Annotated in this window: 22 protein-coding genes; 12 read left to right on the top strand and 10 right to left on the bottom strand. The window is 51.5% G+C overall.

The genetic code is table 11. The annotated features are described in order from the left end of the window. The first annotated feature begins 2 nt into the window (after positions 1 to 2). The gene (locus N7E73_RS08515) at positions 3 to 98 is read left to right on the top strand and encodes a MetS family NSS transporter small subunit (RefSeq protein ID WP_432738632.1); all 96 of its coding nucleotides are present in this window, start codon (positions 3 to 5) and stop codon (positions 96 to 98) included. A 205-nt stretch (positions 99 to 303) separates the two neighbouring features. Here N7E73_RS08515 and hisG read toward each other — a convergent pair whose 3' ends face one another. From hisG to N7E73_RS08530, 3 genes are all read right to left on the bottom strand, one after another. Next, a complete protein-coding gene (gene hisG, locus N7E73_RS08520) occupies positions 304 to 1,179 on the bottom strand; it encodes an ATP phosphoribosyltransferase (protein WP_432738633.1) in 876 nt (291 codons plus the stop codon). Then, complete coding sequence (hisI, locus tag N7E73_RS08525; protein ID WP_432738634.1) at positions 1,179 to 1,553, bottom strand: phosphoribosyl-AMP cyclohydrolase; 375 nt, start codon at positions 1,551 to 1,553, stop codon at positions 1,179 to 1,181. Before hisI ends, hisG begins: the two co-directional genes overlap by 1 nt. Before the next feature lie 166 nt (positions 1,554 to 1,719). After that, a complete protein-coding gene (locus N7E73_RS08530) occupies positions 1,720 to 2,157 on the bottom strand; it encodes a Fur family transcriptional regulator (RefSeq protein ID WP_432738635.1) in 438 nt (145 codons plus the stop codon). A gap of 236 nt (positions 2,158 to 2,393) precedes the next feature. Between N7E73_RS08530 and N7E73_RS08535 the strand changes: the two genes are divergently transcribed. Continuing rightward, positions 2,394 to 2,783 (top strand): hypothetical protein, encoded by a 390-nt coding sequence (locus N7E73_RS08535; RefSeq protein WP_432738636.1) that lies wholly within the window; start codon positions 2,394 to 2,396, stop codon positions 2,781 to 2,783. A gap of 278 nt (positions 2,784 to 3,061) precedes the next feature. On the opposite strand, the gene N7E73_RS08540 is transcribed toward N7E73_RS08535, so the two are convergent. The 3 genes from N7E73_RS08540 to N7E73_RS08550 all read right to left on the bottom strand — a co-directional run bounded on the left by N7E73_RS08540 (position 3,062) and on the right by N7E73_RS08550 (position 4,572). Continuing rightward, the gene (locus N7E73_RS08540; RefSeq protein WP_432738637.1) at positions 3,062 to 3,280 is read right to left on the bottom strand and encodes a hypothetical protein; all 219 of its coding nucleotides are present in this window, start codon (positions 3,278 to 3,280) and stop codon (positions 3,062 to 3,064) included. A gap of 144 nt (positions 3,281 to 3,424) precedes the next feature. Further along, a complete protein-coding gene (locus N7E73_RS08545) occupies positions 3,425 to 3,895 on the bottom strand; it encodes a 23S rRNA (pseudouridine(1915)-N(3))-methyltransferase RlmH (RefSeq protein WP_432738638.1) in 471 nt (156 codons plus the stop codon). Positions 3,896 to 3,900: 5 nt separating this feature from the next. Further along, on the bottom strand, positions 3,901 to 4,572 hold the full coding sequence (locus tag N7E73_RS08550; RefSeq protein WP_432738639.1) for a metallophosphoesterase: 672 nt from the start codon (positions 4,570 to 4,572) through the stop codon (positions 3,901 to 3,903). Positions 4,573 to 4,787: 215 nt separating this feature from the next. Here N7E73_RS08550 and N7E73_RS08555 point away from each other — a divergent pair, with 215 nt between their 5' ends. Both N7E73_RS08555 and N7E73_RS08560 read left to right on the top strand, forming a co-directional pair. Next, on the top strand, positions 4,788 to 5,363 hold the full coding sequence (locus tag N7E73_RS08555; protein ID WP_432738640.1) for a 5-formyltetrahydrofolate cyclo-ligase: 576 nt from the start codon (positions 4,788 to 4,790) through the stop codon (positions 5,361 to 5,363). Then, the gene (locus N7E73_RS08560; protein WP_432738641.1) at positions 5,351 to 6,097 is read left to right on the top strand and encodes a polyphenol oxidase family protein; all 747 of its coding nucleotides are present in this window, start codon (positions 5,351 to 5,353) and stop codon (positions 6,095 to 6,097) included. The genes N7E73_RS08555 and N7E73_RS08560 overlap by 13 nt, the downstream gene beginning before the upstream one ends. A gap of 61 nt (positions 6,098 to 6,158) precedes the next feature. Here the strand turns inward: N7E73_RS08560 and N7E73_RS08565 are convergent, their stop codons facing one another. The 3 genes from N7E73_RS08565 to N7E73_RS08575 form a co-directional block, all read right to left on the bottom strand. Next, the gene (locus N7E73_RS08565) at positions 6,159 to 7,118 is read right to left on the bottom strand and encodes a chemotaxis protein (protein WP_432738642.1); all 960 of its coding nucleotides are present in this window, start codon (positions 7,116 to 7,118) and stop codon (positions 6,159 to 6,161) included. Between the two features lie 221 nt (positions 7,119 to 7,339). Beyond that, the gene (locus N7E73_RS08570; RefSeq protein ID WP_432738643.1) at positions 7,340 to 8,428 is read right to left on the bottom strand and encodes a glycosyltransferase; all 1,089 of its coding nucleotides are present in this window, start codon (positions 8,426 to 8,428) and stop codon (positions 7,340 to 7,342) included. After that, positions 8,422 to 10,074, bottom strand: coding sequence for a glycosyltransferase family 4 protein (locus tag N7E73_RS08575; RefSeq protein WP_432738644.1), 1,653 nt, complete (start codon positions 10,072 to 10,074; stop codon positions 8,422 to 8,424). Before N7E73_RS08575 ends, N7E73_RS08570 begins: the two co-directional genes overlap by 7 nt. Before the next feature lie 335 nt (positions 10,075 to 10,409). Between N7E73_RS08575 and N7E73_RS08580 the strand changes: the two genes are divergently transcribed. From N7E73_RS08580 to N7E73_RS08595, 4 genes are all read left to right on the top strand, one after another. After that, positions 10,410 to 11,882, top strand: coding sequence for a sensor domain-containing diguanylate cyclase (locus N7E73_RS08580; RefSeq protein ID WP_432738645.1), 1,473 nt, complete (start codon positions 10,410 to 10,412; stop codon positions 11,880 to 11,882). A gap of 295 nt (positions 11,883 to 12,177) precedes the next feature. After that, positions 12,178 to 12,861 (top strand): queuosine precursor transporter, encoded by a 684-nt coding sequence (locus tag N7E73_RS08585; protein WP_432738646.1) that lies wholly within the window; start codon positions 12,178 to 12,180, stop codon positions 12,859 to 12,861. Positions 12,862 to 12,929: 68 nt separating this feature from the next. Next, on the top strand, positions 12,930 to 13,775 hold the full coding sequence (gene dapF / locus N7E73_RS08590; RefSeq protein ID WP_432738647.1) for a diaminopimelate epimerase: 846 nt from the start codon (positions 12,930 to 12,932) through the stop codon (positions 13,773 to 13,775). A gap of 370 nt (positions 13,776 to 14,145) precedes the next feature. Further along, positions 14,146 to 14,631, top strand: coding sequence for a phage regulatory CII family protein (locus N7E73_RS08595; RefSeq protein WP_432738648.1), 486 nt, complete (start codon positions 14,146 to 14,148; stop codon positions 14,629 to 14,631). A 283-nt stretch (positions 14,632 to 14,914) separates the two neighbouring features. Here the strand turns inward: N7E73_RS08595 and N7E73_RS08600 are convergent, their stop codons facing one another. After that, entirely contained in the window at positions 14,915 to 15,130 is a 216-nt protein-coding gene (locus tag N7E73_RS08600; RefSeq protein WP_432738649.1) for a hypothetical protein, read from the bottom strand. Positions 15,131 to 15,385: 255 nt separating this feature from the next. Here N7E73_RS08600 and N7E73_RS08605 point away from each other — a divergent pair, with 255 nt between their 5' ends. Genes N7E73_RS08605 through N7E73_RS08620 form a run of 4 tightly spaced genes read left to right on the top strand, consistent with a single transcriptional unit; the run spans position 15,386 to position 20,029 of the window. Next, positions 15,386 to 17,608, top strand: coding sequence for a methyl-accepting chemotaxis protein (locus N7E73_RS08605; RefSeq protein WP_432738650.1), 2,223 nt, complete (start codon positions 15,386 to 15,388; stop codon positions 17,606 to 17,608). A gap of 2 nt (positions 17,609 to 17,610) precedes the next feature. Further along, positions 17,611 to 18,093 carry a chemotaxis protein CheW gene (locus N7E73_RS08610; protein ID WP_432738651.1) on the top strand — a complete coding sequence of 161 codons (483 nt, stop codon included), beginning with the start codon at positions 17,611 to 17,613 and terminating at the stop codon, positions 18,091 to 18,093. 4 nt (positions 18,094 to 18,097) lie between these two features. Further along, on the top strand, positions 18,098 to 19,360 hold the full coding sequence (locus tag N7E73_RS08615; protein WP_432738652.1) for a CheR family methyltransferase: 1,263 nt from the start codon (positions 18,098 to 18,100) through the stop codon (positions 19,358 to 19,360). A 12-nt stretch (positions 19,361 to 19,372) separates the two neighbouring features. After that, a complete protein-coding gene (locus N7E73_RS08620) occupies positions 19,373 to 20,029 on the top strand; it encodes a chemotaxis protein CheW (RefSeq protein ID WP_432738653.1) in 657 nt (218 codons plus the stop codon). The last annotated feature ends 3 nt before the right edge of the window (positions 20,030 to 20,032 follow it).

The following is a 20,032-nucleotide window of genomic DNA, read 5'->3' on the forward strand; positions in this document are numbered from 1 at the left end:
CCATGGAAACAAGCGCAATCATCATGATGCTTTTCGGGCTTGGAATCACCTGGGGCGGTGCAATCATCTGCTTCAGAATCGCTTTCAAGAACAACTAGCAGATCTAATAAGCAATAAATAAGCAGGCTGGTTCCATCTGGACCCAGCCTGCTTTTTTATGATCCTAAGCCGCCAAAACAAAAAGCCGCAATGCCAAATGGCATTGCGGCCTCTACATTCTAAAACAGACTTTCCTGATGACCGCCATTACAGCGCAGTAAAGTCCGGAGAACCCTTTAAAAGGATTCCCCGCCCAGCGGGCAATTAGATGACTTTATTCAGCGGGTACTCAATGATACCTTCCGCGCCCATATCAATGAGCTGGGGGATCAGTTCACGAACGGCCATTTCCTCGACCATGATCTCTACGGACACCCATTCGGGGTTGGAAAGAGAGGACACGGTGGGGGAGTTCAGGCAGGGCATGACCTTCATGGCTTCATCAAGAGAGCTCTTGGGCATGTTCATCTTCAGGCCGACCATTTTCTCGGCACGCAGAGCACCCTGCAGCAGCAGGTTGATGTTCTCGATTTTCTTGCGCTTCCAGGGATCATTCCATGCATTCTTGTTGGCGATGAGGCGGGTGTTGGTCTGCATGATCTCGTCGATGATGCGCAGGCCGTGGGCCTTGATAGTGGTGCCGGTTTCGGTGACCTCTACAATCGCATCGCAGAGACCTTCAACTACCTTGGCTTCGGTTGCGCCCCAGGAGTAGAAGACTTCAACATTGATGCCGCGTTCTTCGAAGTATCTCTTGGTGCAGCCGACGAGCTCGGTTGCGATTTTCTTGCCTTCGAGATCTTCAGGCTTCTGGTAGGGAGAATCACCGGCAACAGCGAGAATCCAGCGGGCGGGACGGTTGGAGACTTTGGAGTATACGAGGCTGGAGACTTCAACAACGTCGGAGTTGTTCTCAAGGATCCAGTCCTTGCCGGTCATACCTACGTCGAGAACGCCGTCAGCTACGTACACGGACATTTCCTGTGCACGGCACATGGAAATATTCAGCTCTTCGTCGTTTACATCGGGGAAATAGTTTCTGTGGTGCAGGTTGATCTTCCAGCCGGATTTGGCGAAGAGTTTGATTGTTGCATCCTGCAGGGAACCTTTGGGCAGGCCGATTTTAAGCTTATTGGACATTATTTGTATACCTCCTTGGGGTCAAAAACCATGGGCGAACATTCGATGACTTCGCCGTCCTTGAGTTCACGAAAAAAACAGCTTCTGTAACCTTTGTGACAGGCTGCCCCGCCGATCTGCTCTATGAGCAGGACAAGGGTGTCATTGTCGCAGTCGATCCTGATGGACCTGATCTTCTGCACATGACCCGAGGTTCCGCCCTTATGCCAGAGGGTATTGCGGCTTCTGCTCCAATAATGGGCATCACCGGTCTCAAGCGTTTTATTCCATGATTCCTCATTCATGTACGCCATCATCAGGACTTCTCCGCTTTCTGCGTCCTGGGCGATGGCCGGGATGAGTCCGTTCATCTTTTCAAAATCTGGCTTGATCATACAATCCTCTGTCTGGGGCGGCTGCTTTCAGCCTGTGTGTAAGGTTAACCGAAGTGGGAAAATTAATTCCAGCCAATTGCCTATGTAAAAATTCCTTGAACCTAAAAAAGCGCCGGCTGTGTTCAGGCGGCGCTTTTATGTGTGCGTGAAGGAAATTTCTGCGTATTTATTCGCTCTTTTCCTGGCACTCCCTGCAAACGCCGAAGAGGTACATTTCATGATGGGTAAGCACGAAACCATGCTTTCTTGCGAGTTCTTCCTGCAGATGTTCAATTTCAGGATCAACGGCTTCGATGGTCTTACCGCAACGCTCGCAGACAAGATGGTCATGATGGTCATGACCGTATTTATGCTCATAGCGGAGTACGCCGTCGTTGAAATCAACAGCTTTGGCAATGCCGGATTCGGCAAGAAGTTTCAGGGTACGGTAAACCGTGGCCTGACCGATGGAGGAGTCTTCCTTCCGGATCAGGTTGTACAGCTCTTCAGAGGAGACATGCCCTTCCTCAGCAAGGAAAACATCCAGAATGTTCCTGCGCTGAGGGGTCATTTTAAGTCTCTGCCGGGAAAGGTATTCGGCGAATATATCCTGTGCTGACTTCATCAAACTGTATCCAGAAATTTATGTTTACCGTTACGAATACAGTCTCCCTACATTGGATCGAAGGTCAATGTCAAATCCTGATTGCCCATATGTGGACATAAGAGTATGAATGTCACAAAATCATGACCCGGAAACGTATAACTCATGAATTCGACAGCCATATTTACTGGTCGGGCGATTTTTTTTGCTTCCGGCTGCGACCTGGGCTGACATAATAATCTATCAAGGAGTGACAAATGGAACTGGATAAATTTATTTCCGAATGGGATCAGGACCCCGCTGGCGTGAAAGAAGTCTTCGTTGAATTCAAAACCCTTCTGGAATCCCTTGAAGACACGAAAATCGAATTCCATGCCCGTCCCGGCGTGACCTACTCCATGCGCGGGGTCAAGACCTCTCAGGATAAATGGCCCCTCTTCGTCATGGTCGACGTTATTGATGACGATCCCGCAGCCCGCTGGCTCTCGGTATGCTTCTTCGGCGACTGCATCACCGATCCCGATGAAATTGGCGATCTCGTTCCCGGAGGCCTGCTCGGTCAGGACGGACACTGCTTCGATGCAGACGACGCCGAACCCAAGGAATACCTCGCTGCCAGAATCAGGGAAGCTCATTCCAACCAGTAGGCGACTGGTGTGGGTAGATGCCTCCGGCGGCTTAAACCCTTTTGCAAAATGGTTTAAGAATCCCAAAACCTTTCAGTAGGCTACGCCGCTTCGTATGGAGAAACGTCAGTTTGGGAAAAAAACGACGGCTGATAAGACACACAGGGTTTCGCCCCTTTCCCAGCCAGACAATAAGACAAAAGCCCTGTGCGTAGACGCACAGGGCTTTAAAATTTCCTGACATCCTTGAGCTAACAACATCTAAGCCTCGTCAGATCCCAAATCGATTTAAAGCTGGCTTACTCGCCGCTTCCACCGCCAGCCAGTTGATCCAGTATACCTTCCTTGAAGATAAGCTTGGTTGCGTACTCATCTGCAATTTCAGCCACATCCATCAGTTTTTCAAGAAACTCGAGAATATCGAAACGTTTTTCTTCTGTCCCGTTATCAAACTCAAACTTCATGTCACCTGAAGTCATGTAATGTTCAAGTTTCTCAAGATAATCCATTTTAATCATTATAAAATCCTTTCAGGCTGGCACTTATAGCCCTATCAACTGGGCCTGTTTCCGAGCAGGTAGCGACAGCGCATTAAAAAAGTTTTTTGGAGAGTCCAGAGAACCATTTTTTCAAAAAAGGTTCTCTGGACGCCGAAGGCCTCCTTAAACATGGTGATACGGAGACCCGCGAGAGATGGATGCTGCTCGGTAGAGCTGTTCCAAAAGCATGGTCCGGGCAAGCTCGTGCGGCAGGGTCATTTTGCTCAGGGAAAGTTTGATGCGTGCGACATTCTTCACTTCATCGGACAGGCCGAAGGGACCGCCGATGACAAAACAGGGGGTCAGGTTAGGGTCTTCGGTCCAACGCTCCAGCTGTTTTGAAAGTTCCACGGAAGTCATCTCCTGACCTTTTTCATCCATACAGATAACCATGTCGGACGGCTGGATCTTTTCCATGATAGCCTTACCCTCCCGGAGAACCTTGTCTTCCGGGGGAAGCTTGCCCGGTGCGTCTTTCAAAACCGTCTCGTCAAGCTTGTGAAACCGTCCCAGCTTCTTGCTGTAATGCTCACAAGCCTCTCGAAAAAAAGGCTCTTTAAGCTTGCCAACCCACACAAATCTTATTTTACCCATGCCGCCTACACTTGCTTAAGGGTTGCGGTCAGTTCACCGTTTTCAAGAGAAATAAACACGTACCCTCCGCCGGCAGCCATGCCGGGATTGAAAAGGCGCGACCTGCCGATCGAGTCTTCCCCTCTGGATTCATGGATGTGCCCACTGACCACAATATCTGGCTGACGCTTTTCAATAAATGCCCGAACAGCCCTGCTGCCGACATGCATGCCGTTTGAAATCATGTCCAGGGCGGTATCGTAGGGAGAATCGTGTACGGCAAGAATCAGTCTTTCATACTCTCCGACCTTGCCGTAGGTTTCCTCAAGCAGTACGGCCATCTCCTCTTCGCTCACCTCGCTGGGGGTGCCGAAGGGTGTGGGGATGGAATATCCGACCCCCATGAGCTTGACGCCCGGAGCCAGTTCGCGGACTTCACAGTTCAGGTTCGCCCCCCTGCCCTTGAGGAACTCGGTGACATTGCGGCGGTCCATATTTCCGGCCTGGGCCAGAATGTTGGGGTTGCAGGCATAAATGGAATTCCAGACCTTTTCCACCGCACCTTCGGGCGAATGATTGGTCAGGTCGCCGGTAACGATTATCGCATCGGCCTGTTCGATGCCGGGAATGAGCGCCGGCAACCCGGTACTCTGATGAATATCCCCGAATGCAATCCAGTTTCTGGTTCTTTCGGACATGTATACTCCGGTAGTTATATCTAATTGTGATATTTAAAATTGCTTAACAGGTTTCAGTGGATAACATTTTAAGCACCAAAAACCAATGGTTACAGACCGCCCGCAAGCAACGGCAGCTATCAACTTTTCCGTATTGTTACACTATCCGGTTGATTTTTCGGTCCAAGACATGCTCAAATCCGGACAACGCGAATTAAAACCACCGGGAGACGGGTGTGGATAAGAATGTAATAAGACAGAGGCTCCTAGAACTGCGTTCCTCGTTGAAGGAAACGGCTGTACACTCTGCAAGCCGCTGCATCGTTGAAAGTCTTCTTGGGCTGGAACAGTGGAAAAACGCCGGTGAAGTGCTGCTGTACTGGCCCATCAGGAACGAGGTGGACATCCGTCCGCTGCTTACGGAAGCACTAAGCAGCGACAAAAAACTATTCATGCCCTGCTGCCGGAGGGACGAACCGGGTATAATGGACTTCGGCGTGGTCAGGGCGGAAAAGGACCTGATCAGCGGCTCTTTCGGAATCAAGGAACCGTGCCGCTCCCGTTGCGAATTCCCGGATGCGGTTTCACCGGACCTGATACTGGTGCCGGGAGTAGGATTTGACCGAAACGGCTTCCGCATCGGCTTCGGCGGCGGCTATTATGACCGTTTTCTGGCCAGACCCCAGAAGGATGGATTCCTTTCCGTGGGCATCTGCTACTCTTTCCAGATAGTGGACGGATTTCCACATGAACCCTGGGATCAGCCAGTTGAACTAATTTGCACAGACAAGGAATTGATATGGCGAAACTGAATTTTATCCCGTTCTTTTTTCCGGGACTGGACAATGTCTCCGTTGTCTTCACCACCCGCAACGGCGGCAGAAGCAAGGCTCCTTTTGATGAAGCCAACCTGTCATTCGATGTGGGCGATGATCCTTTTGACGTCCGCGCAAACCGGACCGAACTCGCCGCCTCCCTTGGCATTGCCCACTGGCACGAATGCAGGCAGGTTCATGGAGACATTATCCACTATGAACCGTCCAAAGGCACTCCCGGAGATGAAACCGAACTTGAGGGGGACGGCCTTGCTACTTCGGCACGCGGCCATGCCCTTGTGATCAAGACGGCTGACTGCCAGCCGATAATGCTGGCCCATAAAAACGGCAGTTTTGTAGCCGGTCTGCACAACGGCTGGCGTGGGAATTCCATAAATTTCCCGGGACAGGGCGTGGCGGAAATCTGTGGGCACTACTCATGTGATCCGGCCGACCTGCTGGCGGTAAGAGGTCCCAGCCTGAGCCCGCAGGCTGCGCAGTTCGTCAATTTTGCCACGGACTTTGAGCCCGGATTCGAAGAATACTACGATTCTGCGGAATGCACTGTAGACCTCTGGAAACTGACCAAAGACCAGCTCATCGAAGCAGGACTCAGGCCGCGTAACATCTACGCTCTTGATATGTGCACGTTTTCAATGCCCCGGACATTCTTTTCATACCGCCGGGAAAGAGAGACTGGACGCATGTGCTCTTTGATCTGGATCAGCTAGAAAGAAAAAAGCCCTGCTGAAAAAATCAGCAGGGCTTTCCTGTTTTCTGATGGCTCTGCTATCAGCCCTTAGTGGATTCAATAAGTTTGAATACCCTTTCAGCAAGCTGATTGATTTCGGCCTTGGAAATCTGGTCGTTGGCTCCAACTGACTCACCCTTGTGGTAAAGGGTATCGGTAATGATTGAGGAGCAAAGCAGTACCGGAATGTGGCGCAGTTCAGGGTCATCCTTGATCCGCTTGGTCAGGTTGTGACCGTCCATAACCGGCATTTCAATATCCGTGACCACTATATCCACGAAGTCGTCAATGGTCTTGCCTTCTGCCTCGGCCCTGCTCCGCCATTCGACAATCTTGTCCCATGCCGCCTTTCCGTTATGGGTACGGGTGACTCTGAAGCCGGCATCTTCAAGCATCTGACCGATCATGCGGCGGATCATGGTTGAGTCGTCGGCAATAAGGGCCTTGAGCTGACGGCTCTCGATCTTGTTGATCAGGTCAGCCTCAGGCATGTCTGTAATGTCCATACCGGGGTTGAGGTCGGCAACGATCTTTTCGAGGTCCAACAGGAAAACGATACGTCCTTCAAGCTTGACCACACCGGTGATGGAGTTTGCGGTGAGAGAGGAAACCTGCCTGCTCGGGGCTTCTACCTGCTCCCAGCTGATCCGGTGAATTCTGGTCACGCCGGAAACAAGGAACGCTGTGGAAATTTTGTTGAACTCAGTAACGATAACCTTAGGGGCTTCGTTCTCAATCCTGTGTTTGCCCACCCGACGGCTGAGATCGATCAGGGGGATGATTTCGGACCTGAGGTCAAATGCCCCCAGAACAGCATCGTTTGCAGCGTCCGGCATGTCTGTAAGTTCGGGCAGCCTGATGATCTCCACAACCTTGGCCACGTTGATGCCGTAAAAATTGCGCCGGGTGGAGTCTCGGATATTATCCATTTCGTCGATATAAAACTCTACAATTTCAAGCTCATTCGTACCTGATTCAAGAAGAATATTGGTTTGGGACATGCTCATCCTCCCCTGTAAAATAACGTGTCATGCCAGCATTAAACATCTGCGTAAGGAAACTACTCTGCTCAATATTAGCTTGAAACGGTTGTTTATGAAAGATGTTTTTAAAATATAATATCAAGATCAAGTCTGTATTTCCAGTGCAAACCGCAAAAAAGTCAACCTGATTTATCCATCTTTCAGTTAAATCTTTGAAAAAATAACACGACACGGCCTGGTCAGCTATGCCGTTTATATAATCTGATATAGTCGTTAAGCATTCTTGCACAGCTGAACCTGATCTTTCCGCGCAGGAAACCGTTCTCTCCGAGTTTTTCAGCCAGGTGCCTGTTTTTAAGCAATGCGATTACCGTATCGGCCAGATCCTTTTTTTCATAAGGGGCAATCAGAATTCCGTTTTCGCCGCTGATAATCTGTTCGGAAACACCGCCTACATTGTAACTGACCGGAACCAGTCCATTCGACATGGCCTCAAGGATGATAAGCGGATGGTTGTCCGCAAGTGTAGGGTAAGCGAGCACGTCAGCAGCAAGCATGAAACGGTCCAGCATTTCGCGGCCCACATAGGGCACGGAAATAAAGTCCCCGTCCCGGGAATGGCTGTCTCCGCCGATGGCAAAAGCAACTGCTTCTGGAACCGCAGACTTAATCATGTCCCAGTATTCTGCCCACTGCGGTCCGGATTTGTAAACAGCATTGCTGCCCCCGTGGGCAACAAACAGCACGGCCTTTGATGCCGGATGCAGGCCCATTGCCCGGCGGGCTCCGCTCCTGTCCCCAAGGGTGTCCGGCCAGGGAATTCCGTTTGGAATAACTTTGGCTGAAAGTCGCGCATGGGCTTTTGCCACCAGCCGCGCAAGCCATCGGGACGGAGAAACCAGCACTACGCGTCTTTCAAGCAGGGCGGAAATAATACGCCTGCGCACGTTCTCTGAATCAGGATAGTTTCTGGGGCAGGGATTCCTGCACTCCAGCTCAAAATGCGGACAGTCCAGCGGGTTTATGCAGCCGCCGGTAATCATTCTGGTATCATGAAGAGTGACAAAAACCTGTACGGACGCAGGAAGGGCACCCAGAAACAAAGCCGGATCAGCAGATGAATGCAGATGAACAATGGCATTATCAGGGATGCTGCACGCTGTCTCCTGCGGACTGAGCAGTTCGTCTCCCGGGTTTTCAGAGGCTTCAAAGCTGTGCCGGACATCAACGCCTTCGCCCTTCAGCCCCTCAACTAAAAGCTGTGCTATCCGCGCAGCTCCCCCGCTTTTTGCCAGAGCGGAATGGTGGATAACGGTCCTGTTCAGCATGCCTTTTCCAAAATATCGTGCTTGATGCACCAGAGGATATGGAATCTCACTTCATCATCGGATAACTGCGGGGCCAGAGACCGTATTTTTATGTTCAGATCTCCGGCGGAGATGGGCTTGCGGGCAAAAAAGGCCATTTTGCGGATGACCTCCTGCTGCAGGATTCTCTCCAGTCCCCGGTATATGAGCGGAAATTCCCGTCCCTGATAAATTGCCTGTCCGGTTATCCCTGTCACGACCATGGTTTGAGAGTCAAGGGTCGAGGTTGTGTAGTGGGCAAAAGTCTCACCGAAACGCACCTGAACAGGATGACGAATGCCGCGCAGGGCTTCAATCTCCACAGGAACGGTATTCAATTCCTCCCACAGGTGGACGTGCTGCAGCACAACCTGTTCCCATGTGAATTTTTCGCGCACCCGTTTTGCCCCGGCAGCGCCCATTGCGCTGCACAGTCCGGGGTTATTTATCAGCCTTTCCAGCGCGGAGGCCAGCTTCGGCGTAAGCACCGCTGTCTGCTGGGCCATCAGCAGATGGTATTGGTTGTCAAAGCACAACGGAGCCATAGGATCGAGCTCCGGTGTTGCCGGGGTTCCTACGGTCTCAATAAGAAAACCCGTTTCTCCGTCGACCACGAGATCCCTGTATCCATCGTATTCGGAAGCCACCACCGGCAGCCCCATGGCCCCGGCTTCAAGAATGGTCAGCCCGAAGGTTTCCTGCGGATTATCGGAAATTGAAACAAAGATGTCCGCCGCCCGGTAAAGATTCAATTTTATGCTTTCGGTGGGCCGGGCCATAATGGTCAATTCAAGACCCATATTATTTGCAAGCTGTGCAAGAGTTCCCGGGAAATCATCTTCCTCGTCCAGCCAGCCGGCAAGGATGACCCGGACCGAAGCACGGTCCATTCCAGAGGCAAAAAGCCGCTGCATGGCCCGCAGCAAAGGCAGCAGATCCATTTTGGAATAATGAGCAATGCGCCCGAAAACGAGAATGTTGACCCTGCCGTCTTCCAGCCCGAGTTCACGTATTGCCAGCTCCTTCTGCCGCCTGTCCGGAGGAACCAGCGGGCCGGGATTTATGCCCAGCGGTATTTTCCTGATCTGGGGGGAAGGGAAATTCTGTTCATCCAGCCCGAAACCTTCACGCAGATGGGCGAGGTAGTTCTCAACAACCCGCGTTCCCGGAGTGGAGGTGGCCACGATACAGTCCCGGGCAGTAGTTCCCTTCCATAGATAATTGAGAAAGGAAGACCCGTAGTTGCTGTAGCTGAGCGAATGAGTTGTGCCGGTAATGGGAAAAATGTTTTCGGCGAGCATGTTTCTCAAGCGCGCCAGATGGGGGGGGTAAAGGATGCAGTCGGACTGGTGGAAGCAAAAATAATTATTTTTGGAAACAGCATCCGGAAGATCTCTGCGATCCATTATTTTGACTCTATCCCCGCCGGCAAAAGACGGGAAATTGCGGTTCAGAAAATCCTGCAGTCCCGCACGGGCACCGCCGCCGGAAATGAAAAAATGGTATTCATCAAAGGGGTCTACCTTGAAAAGACCGCTGAGAAATCCGACATTGGCAACCTTACGGCCCAGAATCGGGCCGGCCTCGTAAAAGGGATCCAAAGTTCCCCATATTCTTTGAGTTTCCATAATGTATTTCAAGCCATAACTACAGCTATCTTGTCAAAGGATTTATTTTCCCAGCACGACCCTAAGAACAGTCGGAAACCCGGCACACACTTCCCTATTCATCCGTGAGATCTGCCCTAACGGGGAAAAGCCCATACCCCTTGTCGATTCTGACAAGATCAACCGCAGCACTCTACCAACCCATAACCATTGACTTTTAAACATACAAAATTCCTGGCTCGTGGAGGGAGCGGTTCAGACCCCATCAATCGTTTTGGGGATGGTCTTTTTCTTGCAATAGAACGGGTGGACAATTGTTTCTGACAGCTAAACAAAGGCAAAGAAGGAGACCCGAAATGAAGAACGAAAGCAGCCCCGAACTGCTTTGGGGATTCGGACTTAACAGCAGCGAAGCCGGGAAGATCAAGGATTCACTCGGACCGGGATTCTTTCTGAGGAATTTCTCCGAAAGATCCCTGCCCAATGTAAAAGATCTCAAGGACCAGGAAAAGCCTGCTGCAACATGGATTCCACAGCGAGTCTGGAGTGTTCTCCCCGAGTCGCTTCGCAATGCGTACCGGAATTTCGAATCAACTCAGCGCATTCTTATACAGGATGAAAATAACAGTGTAGACCTTGAAAAGGTACTTGAAGACGGATTTCTGGCAGTAATCAGTACACCGTTGACCAGCTCCAAGGTTCAGGACGCCCTTTTCAGGGCAAAGGAAATTTCCGGCCTCTACAGCGACCTTTATCGCATGACCGAAGAAATCATCATGGAGAGGGAACTGCTCGGCCGCAAGACAGAGCAGCTCATGTTCCTTAACACCGTTCTCTCCAACGCGACCCAGCGCCTTGAAGTGGCCGATATCCTCGGACAGGCAGAAGAGGACCTTAAGATGCTGCTGCCTGTGCTTTCCGTGCAGGGTGCTTTCTGGAGCACCATTGAATCGGGCGGCGCTGTTGAAGCAGAGCTTTTTCTCACGCCAGGACTCATGCCTGAAATACAGAATGAGTGGACCGACTTCATGATAGCGAATGTGGCCGCACTTAGCGGAATGAGTGTTTCCGGCTACAATATTTCCGAAACAGCCGGTCTCGTGGAAAACCGCATGGCCTACAGCCCCACTTCCGGCAGGGTGCTGGCCCTCCCGCTGGTAGCACGCGGCGACAAGTTCGGCTGTCTGGTAATGCTCTGCGAAAGAAGCGTCAGACTTGCCAAGGATCAGGTTTCCACCCTTAATGCTGCGGTCAACCACCTGTCGCTGGCCCTGAATAACGCCCTGATGTTTACCAAGATCCGGACCCGCGCAGACCGGGATGGACTTACCAGAGTTTTCAACCGCCGCAGCTTCGACGAGCGTCTTGTGGAAGAATTCAAGCGCCACCAGCGCCTGAACACGGATCTTTCCCTGCTGATGGTCGACCTTGATCACTTCAAGAACATCAACGACACCTACGGACACATGGCCGGGGATATGGTTCTTGAAAAGGTTGCCAGACTTTTTGAGTCGACCTTACGCTCAACCGACTTCATCGCCCGCTACGGCGGCGAAGAATTTGTCATCCTGCTTCCGCATACGACTGAAGACAATGCCGCCATGCTCGCAGAACGCATCAGGGTGAAAATCGAAGAGTCTACCATGGCTTATCAGGACAAGAGCTTTACTGTAACGGCAAGCATTGGGGTTGCGAGTATACGCCCCGGATGTTTCGAAAGGAACAACGAAATCGTCTGCAATGCAGACGAAGCCCTGTACAAGGCCAAGAGTACCGGCCGGAACAGAGTTGTTGTTGCTTCGGGCCGTCCGAAGCTCAGAGTAATGTAAGAGGTCTCCATCAGCCTTCAGCTGTCAGGCTGATTCAAGAGCACCCGCGGCCATGTGGCTCCGGGTGCTTTTTCTTTCCTATCTGCTTGATCAAAAAATTATTCAGGCTAAATTATACTTGCATACCCCCAATCAAAGGATAGCCTTTCATTATGATATGAGCTAGGAGCAAGGCCGGTCTGCATCCTGAACCCGATATTTGCGTGCAGGAAAGCATACCATGCTGCAACAAGCGGCCTGGAAAAGCTGAAAACATAACTGTTTTCAGCAAATTTCACCCGCCGCCGGAGGTATCATGACAAATGAAATATTATGGATCGGCTTTGCTGTTCTGGACTTGAGTCTGGTTCTGGTACTATACAGATTTTTTGGAAAGACCGGTCTTTACGGGCTGATCGTTTTCAACCTTATTCTCTGCAACATTCAGGTTCTGAAAACAGTCGAACTGTTCGGGATGACCACTACGCTCGGTAACATTCTCTATGCCAGTGTCTTTCTTTCCACGGACATGCTGAGCGAATTTCACGGCAAGGAAGAGGCCAAGAAAGCCGTATATCTGGGCTTCGTTGTTCTGATCATGGCTGTCTGCTATATGCAGTTGGCTCTTCAGTTCACCCCGGCCCCGGACGATTTTGCCCAGCCGCACCTTGAATCGATATTCGGCTTCATGCCGCGTATTGCTCTTGGCAGCCTCTGTGCTTATCTTCTTTCCCAGTTGCACGATGTCCACGTCTTCCACCTGCTCAAAGACAGGCTTGGGGATCGCCATCTCTGGCTGCGCAACAACGCATCCACCCTCATGAGCCAGCTTATCGACTCCTCGGTCTTCTGCTTTGTGGCTCTGTGGGGGCTTTTCCCCTTTGACGTCTGGGTTGAAATCCTGCTGACAACCTATATTTTCAAGGTCATAGTCGCGGTCATGGATACCCCGTTCCTGTATATGGCCAGGCGCATTCACACCCGTATTTACGCGGGGTAAAACAGTAAACTTGACTACTCGTCCAACGCGGTTCACAATCCACCTCAAAACAATCGGAGGGACTCCTCATGAGCAAAATGTTCGGTAAATCTGTTCCTTTTTATAAAATGCAGGGCTGCGGCAATGATTTCGTTGTTATTGATAATCGTGAGCTCGGCATCCCGGTAGAAAAAATGCCCGTCTGGGCTGAAAAGATCTGCAAACGCGCTTTCGGCGTTTATGCGGACGGACTATTCTTCATTGAAAATGCACCTGAAGGTTCGGAACTTAATTTTGTATGGCAGTTTTACAACTCCGACGGGTCTAGGGCTGAGATGTGCGGCAATGCCTCCCGTTGTGCAGGGAGACTGGCTCACGCGCTTGGAATAGCAGGCGAACAGCATGCCTTCGGTTCCGACGCCGGTCCAATCAAAGTTCAGGTTTTCCCGCTGCTGGAGGAAGTAAAAGTCCAGCTGACCAAGCCGGAAGGCGTTGCCCTGAAGCAACGCCTCGAAATTGATGGGAAAGAATATGAATACCACTTCGCCAATACCGGAGTTCCGCATGCGGTTATTCAGGTGGCTGATGTACAGGATGTGGACATAAAAAAACTTGGCAGCGCCTTCAGGTATCACGAGGCCTTCGCCCCTGCCGGAACAAACGTGAACTTCGTTCAGATCGACGATAATGACAGCCTCATTGTCCGCACCTATGAACGCGGAGTTGAAGACGAAACATATGCCTGCGGAACCGGAGTCAGCGCGGTTCAAGTCACGCTGAACAAACTCGGCCTCACCGATGACGCCGTGCGTGTCAGAACTTCCGGAGGCGAAATACTCAAGGTGATCATCGAAGAATCCAATGTTTTCCTTCAGGGAGGAGCAGAATTGACCTTCTCCGGAGAGCTGTATCTGGATTCAATCGGCATTGATTAGTTAATCAAACTTAAACATTTACATTAAGGGCACTGTTTATAAGCGGTGCCCTTTTTTTATCGTAATCAATTCATACCTTGACAGAGGGGTTTGATATTACGTAAATCAATCCTTGCAAGCGATCTCTATTCGCTGTATAGCATCTTTGTCTCATCACCGTGATTTGCCTGATAACTAATTTTCCTATGAGACAATAATTTTTACTGAAGAACAGGAAAAACAGGCGGATCAAAGCAGCTTAAGTTTTGGTATGTCATCAATTTCATTGAGCAAAAAAACACCATATTATTACCCCGCAAATTGGCATGAAAATCGCTAACTTTTTGGGGCATGCAATAATTGGAAAATAATAAACCCAGGGAGAAACACCATGGCAAATAACGAACTGACTAAGCTTTTACAGGATGTTGTTCTTAAAAATGACAAGCCCGCCCGTGATATCGCCAACGAAATCAACAAACCTTACCCGACCCTTCTTCGCGAAATCAACCCGGAAGACAAGGGCGCAAAAGTTGGCGTTGAAGAACTCATCCCCATCATGAAGTCCACCGGCAGCATCCGTCCCCTGACCAGACTTGCCAACATCATGGGCTACGTACTCGTTCCCATGGACATCAACCCCGAAGATCCGGACGAAGCCAACTACATGGCTCTGGACCTCATGGACGGTTTCGGCAGATACTCCAAGGCTCTCAAAAGCGCCCTGCAGGCCGATCCCTCCGATTCTCTGGTTGATTCCGTTGAACAGGAAGGCTTTGAAGCTATCACCGCGATCCTCACCATGGTTCACTACCTGCGCAAGAGATCCGATGAAGAAAAAGCCAAAACCGCACCCCGTCTGGCTCAGGTCGGCTAGACTGAGAGCGAAAGAAGATTTCCCCCATCAAGGAAGACAAATGAAAGCAGCCCCGGCAGTTAATTGCCGGGGCTGCTTTCATTTGGAATCAAACAAACTCCGCTGAGCCCTAAGGGGACAACGGAGTTTTTCTTATGCATGACTCATCCGGACAGCCCGGAGCTTAACGCTCCGGTAGAAGCGCCAAAGAATATTTCAAGCCAGGCTCCTTGCCTGCTGCGGCAAAGGCAGGCTGAGCACTCCCAGTACGGGATTCAAAGCTGCCCGAATATTCAACCGCTGCTTAGCAGTTGTGGACGTCTTTGTTTATGTAGAAGCAGACGTCGAAAAGATTGTTAACCATCTGATCCACAAGATGATCCTGCTCCGGGCAGGGGGACTGGGTGGTAACAGTCTTATTTATAATTTTTGCAAAAAGGATGGACACGAGTTCATCATCCTTATTGGTCCAGTACTTGGTGGCAGACACAGCTTTATTATCGAATCCGTGATAATACATAAAACTCCTCCATGAGTAGGACTTCCCGTTAAAAGGAAATTATCCGCACGTTCATGCTTAAGGTATCGGCAGCGATGACATTTCACTTTACGGGGTCCGCACTTTTTTTTCAGGAAATGACGCAGGGCCCCTGTGGTCGTTGATTAAATCATCTAAAGTACATACAAAGAAAAGGCTGTGGAACAAAAATCCATAATCCGTAAATAAACTGCCCGTTCCCGCCAGAGGAAAACGGAAGGATACAGGAACCTGCTGATGCGTTTTTCACTCAGAAAAAAGATCATAACCATTGCCTGCGGAGCCGCGATTATTCCAATTGTGGCGATGTTCATCATTACCGACATCCTTGAATACCGGCTGGAATCCTGTATGGAAGCCGAAGTCCGCGCCTTGATCGAATCCCATGTCTCCCAGCTGACCAGCGATCTTTACGAAGAGTGCAGGACTTCTTCCGACCTGCTGACCGATGAAACAAGACGGGCCTCAATGGCCCTGCAGGCCCTGCTTCAGGATCGCGGGAAGGTCGAAGTATCAAAAACGACTTCGGACTGGCAGATCAACGATAACCGCGTCAAAAGCCGTACCTCGGTAAAACTACCGTTGATGACCATGGGAGGGAAAAAACTTTCCTACGCCGAAAGAAACGGAAAACCGCTTCCCGTTCTGGTGGAGGCCTCCAAAATCTCCGGCGCATACTGTACCGTGCTCCAGCGCATGAACCCGGAAGGGGACATGCTGGTTGTGGACACGACCGCACCTGAAGAAAGCGAAAACAGGCACCTTGGGGATGTTTTTTACTCTCTGGGGAACAATGGGCAGGCCAGCATTGTAATAGATGATGTTCTTTCCGGACGGACCGTGGAAACATTTGAAACGGCCGATCATGGAACACGGTTCGTCATTTACACGCCTCTTCGGGACCAGGACAACTATATCACTGGTATGCTGGCCGTATACATGGAAGACGACATCGTGGAAATTCTGCGTAAATCCATGCTCAAAACAACCATCGGTAAAACCGGATACGTCTGGGTAATCGGGACCAGAGGAGACAGCAAGGGAAGATACATTGTCTCCAATTCAGCCAAGGACGACGGGGAGCATGTGGATTCCGTCGGCGGGCAGAATGACTTCGTAAACGGGCTGATCGAAGAGGCCATTCAGGCCGGGGAAGGCAAATTAAGCACCAGACAATATCTCTGGAAAACCGATAAGGATGAAAGCGGGCGGATAAAACTCTCTGTATTCACCTACTACAAGGCCTGGGGCTGGGTGATCGGGGCCGGAGTCTACCTTGACGAATATCAGGGCATCACCGACCGCCTGACCGGGGTGATGGACTATCTTGTTGAATGGCTGACAACCACCGGAATCCTTCTGCTGATTATTACCCTTGGAGTCTCCCTTTGGGCCAGCGGCCTTATTGCCAACCCGGTCAGCCATATGGTCGAGCTGGTCAAGGTTGTTGCAGCAGGGGACCTGCTGGCGGCAAAAAGCATCATACAGGAAGTCGACAAAAACTGCCCCAACGCCCGCCGGGCTCTCAGGAATCAGGAAAACAGGGAACGACTGGACGAAACCGGCCAGTTGTACCTTGCAGTCAGGGAAATGGTTGAAAATCTTTTCTCTCTTATAGCCCAGGTCCAGCGCTCTGGAATACAGGTGACCACCTCTTCAACGGAAATAGCCGCTTCCGCCCGCCAGCTTGAAGTTACGTTCAACCAGCAGGCGGCCGCCACCAACCAGATAAGTGCCACCAGCGCGGAAATATCCGCCAACTCCATGGAACTTGCCGGAACCATGCATCAGCTCAACGCATCCGCATCAGGCATGAACACACTGGCCCATGACGGGCAGGACGGCCTGAAAACCATGATCCGCATCATGGATGAACTCAGCCGGGGCACAGAATCAATCACCGACAAGCTGGCAGAGATCAATGAACGGGCCAATGCCATTGAGAGCATTGTCTCCACCATCACCAAAGTGGCGGACAGGACCAACCTGCTTTCGCTCAACGCAGCCATTGAGGCTGAAAAGGCCGGCAAGTTCGGACAGGGTTTCTCGGTGGTCGCAGCAGAGATTCGCAGACTGGCGGACCAGACCTCGGTTGCTGCTCTTGAGATTGAAAACATGATCGGAAACATGCGTTTTTCAGTGGACACCGGCGTTGAGGAGATGAACAAGTTCGCTGCCGATGTTCAGGTTGGAGCCTCCAAGGCCGGAAAGCTCGGTAAGAAACTGGACGGCATCATGAGCGAAGTTCGGGACCTGACCCCGCGCATCGAAGTGGTCAACGACGGCATGAGCGCGCAAGCCGAAGGTGCGGAGCAGATCAGCGAGGCCATGGCCCAGCTGTCCGACACTGCTTCCGACACCTCCGATGCACTAGGAGAGTTCAACAGAGCAGCCATGCAGCTGAATGAAGCCGTGCAGGGTTTGCGCAGTGAAGTTTCACGCTTCAAAGTGAGTGAATAGGCATGCTGGTGCTGACCTTCAAAATAGGTGAATACTCATACGGACTTGAAGCAACTGCGGTTGCTGAAGTTGTGCCGCCTGCCATCTGCAAGGCCCTGCCGCGTTCCCCGCAGTTCGTGAAAGGAATTTTCAATTACCGGGGCACAGTGACCCCGGTGGTGGACCTGTCCATGCTTGCAACAGACGTTGCGTGCAGACCGCTCATGTCCACGCGCATAGTCATGGTTGACCTTGCCGATCTGGACAGTCGCTATGAACGGGGAAACAAATACCTCGGCCTGCTGGCTGAAAACATAACGGAAACCGTCAAGATAAAGGACAGCGATTTCAAAATCTCCGGTGTTGAAATCCCGGATGCCCCATGGCTCGGCAAGGTGGCAAGGGTCAACGGAAACATTCTGCAGCTCATCAGGCCCGGAAAACTCCTGACCGAAGAACTGCATAAAATCCTGTTCCCGGCTGACAGTCAGGATATACCGGAATAAAACAATGAATCTCGAACCGTTTAACAAGATTCTCAATAAGGCCATGGGCCTTTCCGCAGATTCGCTGAGCAGGTCAGGCATTGTCCATGCGATAAAGGCCCGCATGCGTCAGACCGGCTGCGATGAATATTCATACCTGAATCTGCTGCGCTCAAGCGAGGAAGAGTGCTCTGAGCTTATCGAGAACATTGTTGTCCCCGAAACATGGTTCTTCCGGGATGTGAAGCCCTTTGAGCTGCTTTTTGAGACCGCGTTCAAGCACAGGCAGGGAGAGTTCAGGGTCCTGAGTGCACCCTGCTCCACCGGGGAAGAACCGTATTCAATCGCCATGACCCTGATGGGTGCAGGCTTTGATCCGTCCCGATTCAGGGTGGACGGGGTGGATATAAGCAACAGGGCCATTGAGAAGGCCCGCTGCGGCATATATACGGAAAATTCCTTTCGCGGCAGCATTCCGTCCTATGCCGAAAATTGTTTCCGCAAATGCGACCAAGGCAGAAAACTTGCCGAGAAGGTGAAGGATTCGGTCAGTTTCTACACCGGCAACATTGTGGAGGGCTGTCTTCCGTCCGGAAAGTATGATGTGATTTTCTGCCGGAACCTGCTGATCTACCTCGATGACAGGTCCAAAAGGTGTCTGGCTGAAGCTCTCAGCGAAAAACTGAAGGACACCGGCCTGCTCTTTGTCGGGCATGCGGAGCTTCTCCCCGTGTTCAATGACTGGTTTACCCCGGTACGCAAAAAAGGGACCTTTGCGCTGAGAAAAGGGCCGTTCAAAGTTGCCCCGCTGCTTAAGAACCCGGAATGTCCCCGGGAATGCAGACCTAAAAAAGTTGTCCCCTTGAAGAGAATCCTCAAGCCCGGGCCAGTGCCTGAAGAGGACCCGGTACAGCCTGAGACCCACAGCTTTGCATCGGCAGCTCCGGCAGCTGAAGCTCAGCGCGGCCATGATTCAAAGACATCACTGCCCGGGATTGCGAAGATAAGGAAAATCGCCGATCAGGGCAGAACCGCCGAGGCTCTTGCCCTTTGCGCCGAGGTGTTAGGGCAAAGCGGGCCTGAGCCGGACCTTTACCACCTCTGCGGGTTGCTGCATGAGGCTGAGGGCAACACTTCAAAGGCAGAGGAATTTTATGGAAAGGCCCTTTATCTGGAACCGCAACATCTCGAATCACTGGTGCATCTTGCACTGCTGCTGGAGAACCGCGGCGAAACCCGCAGGGCCGGACTGCTCAGAAATCGGCTCAGGCGGGCCGAAAACCGCTGATGAGGCAGGGAAATGACCGCATCTTGCTGGAATACAATAGGTTACGCAGGTGACCGCAGCTGCCCGGAACTGGAGCAGTGGAATCATTGCTACAATTGTCCCTACTTCACCAGTGCCGGACTTTCCCTGCTGGATCGGGAGCCGCCGCAGGGTTATCTGGAGGAAAACACCGCCGCGGTTGCCCTGGCCAAGAGCGAAGAGGCCGCCGAGACTGCCGGGGCAGTGGTCTTCCGCATCGCCCGGGAATGGCTGGCCCTGCCATCACATGTTTTTGTCTCCGTGCTGGAACGCAGGACAGTACGCCCTGTTCCGCACCGCAACAGCAGGATCTTCAGAGGGCTGACCAGCATTCAGGGGGAAATTGTTCCGGTGATTTCCCTGCGCGATCTGCTTGGACTTGAAGCCGAGCACATGACGGAAGAGGAAAAAGGCTTCCGGGTCTACAGCAGGTTTATCTGCGTAGATCGTGGGCTGGGCAGATGGATTTTCGCCGCCGACGAAGTAATGGGCGTACAGCGCTATTTTGCCGACGGTCTGTATGAAGCCCCCTCGACAGTGACCAAAGCTCCTGCGGCATATACCAAAGGGCTCTTCGAAGCAGAGAAAAAAAGGATTTCGCTGCTGGATGAGACCCTGCTCTTCGAAGCCTTCAACCGCAGCATCAAGTAAAAA

It is taken from the genome of Maridesulfovibrio sp. FT414 (assembly GCF_050916235.1).
Taxonomy (GTDB): domain Bacteria; phylum Desulfobacterota; class Desulfovibrionia; order Desulfovibrionales; family Desulfovibrionaceae; genus Maridesulfovibrio.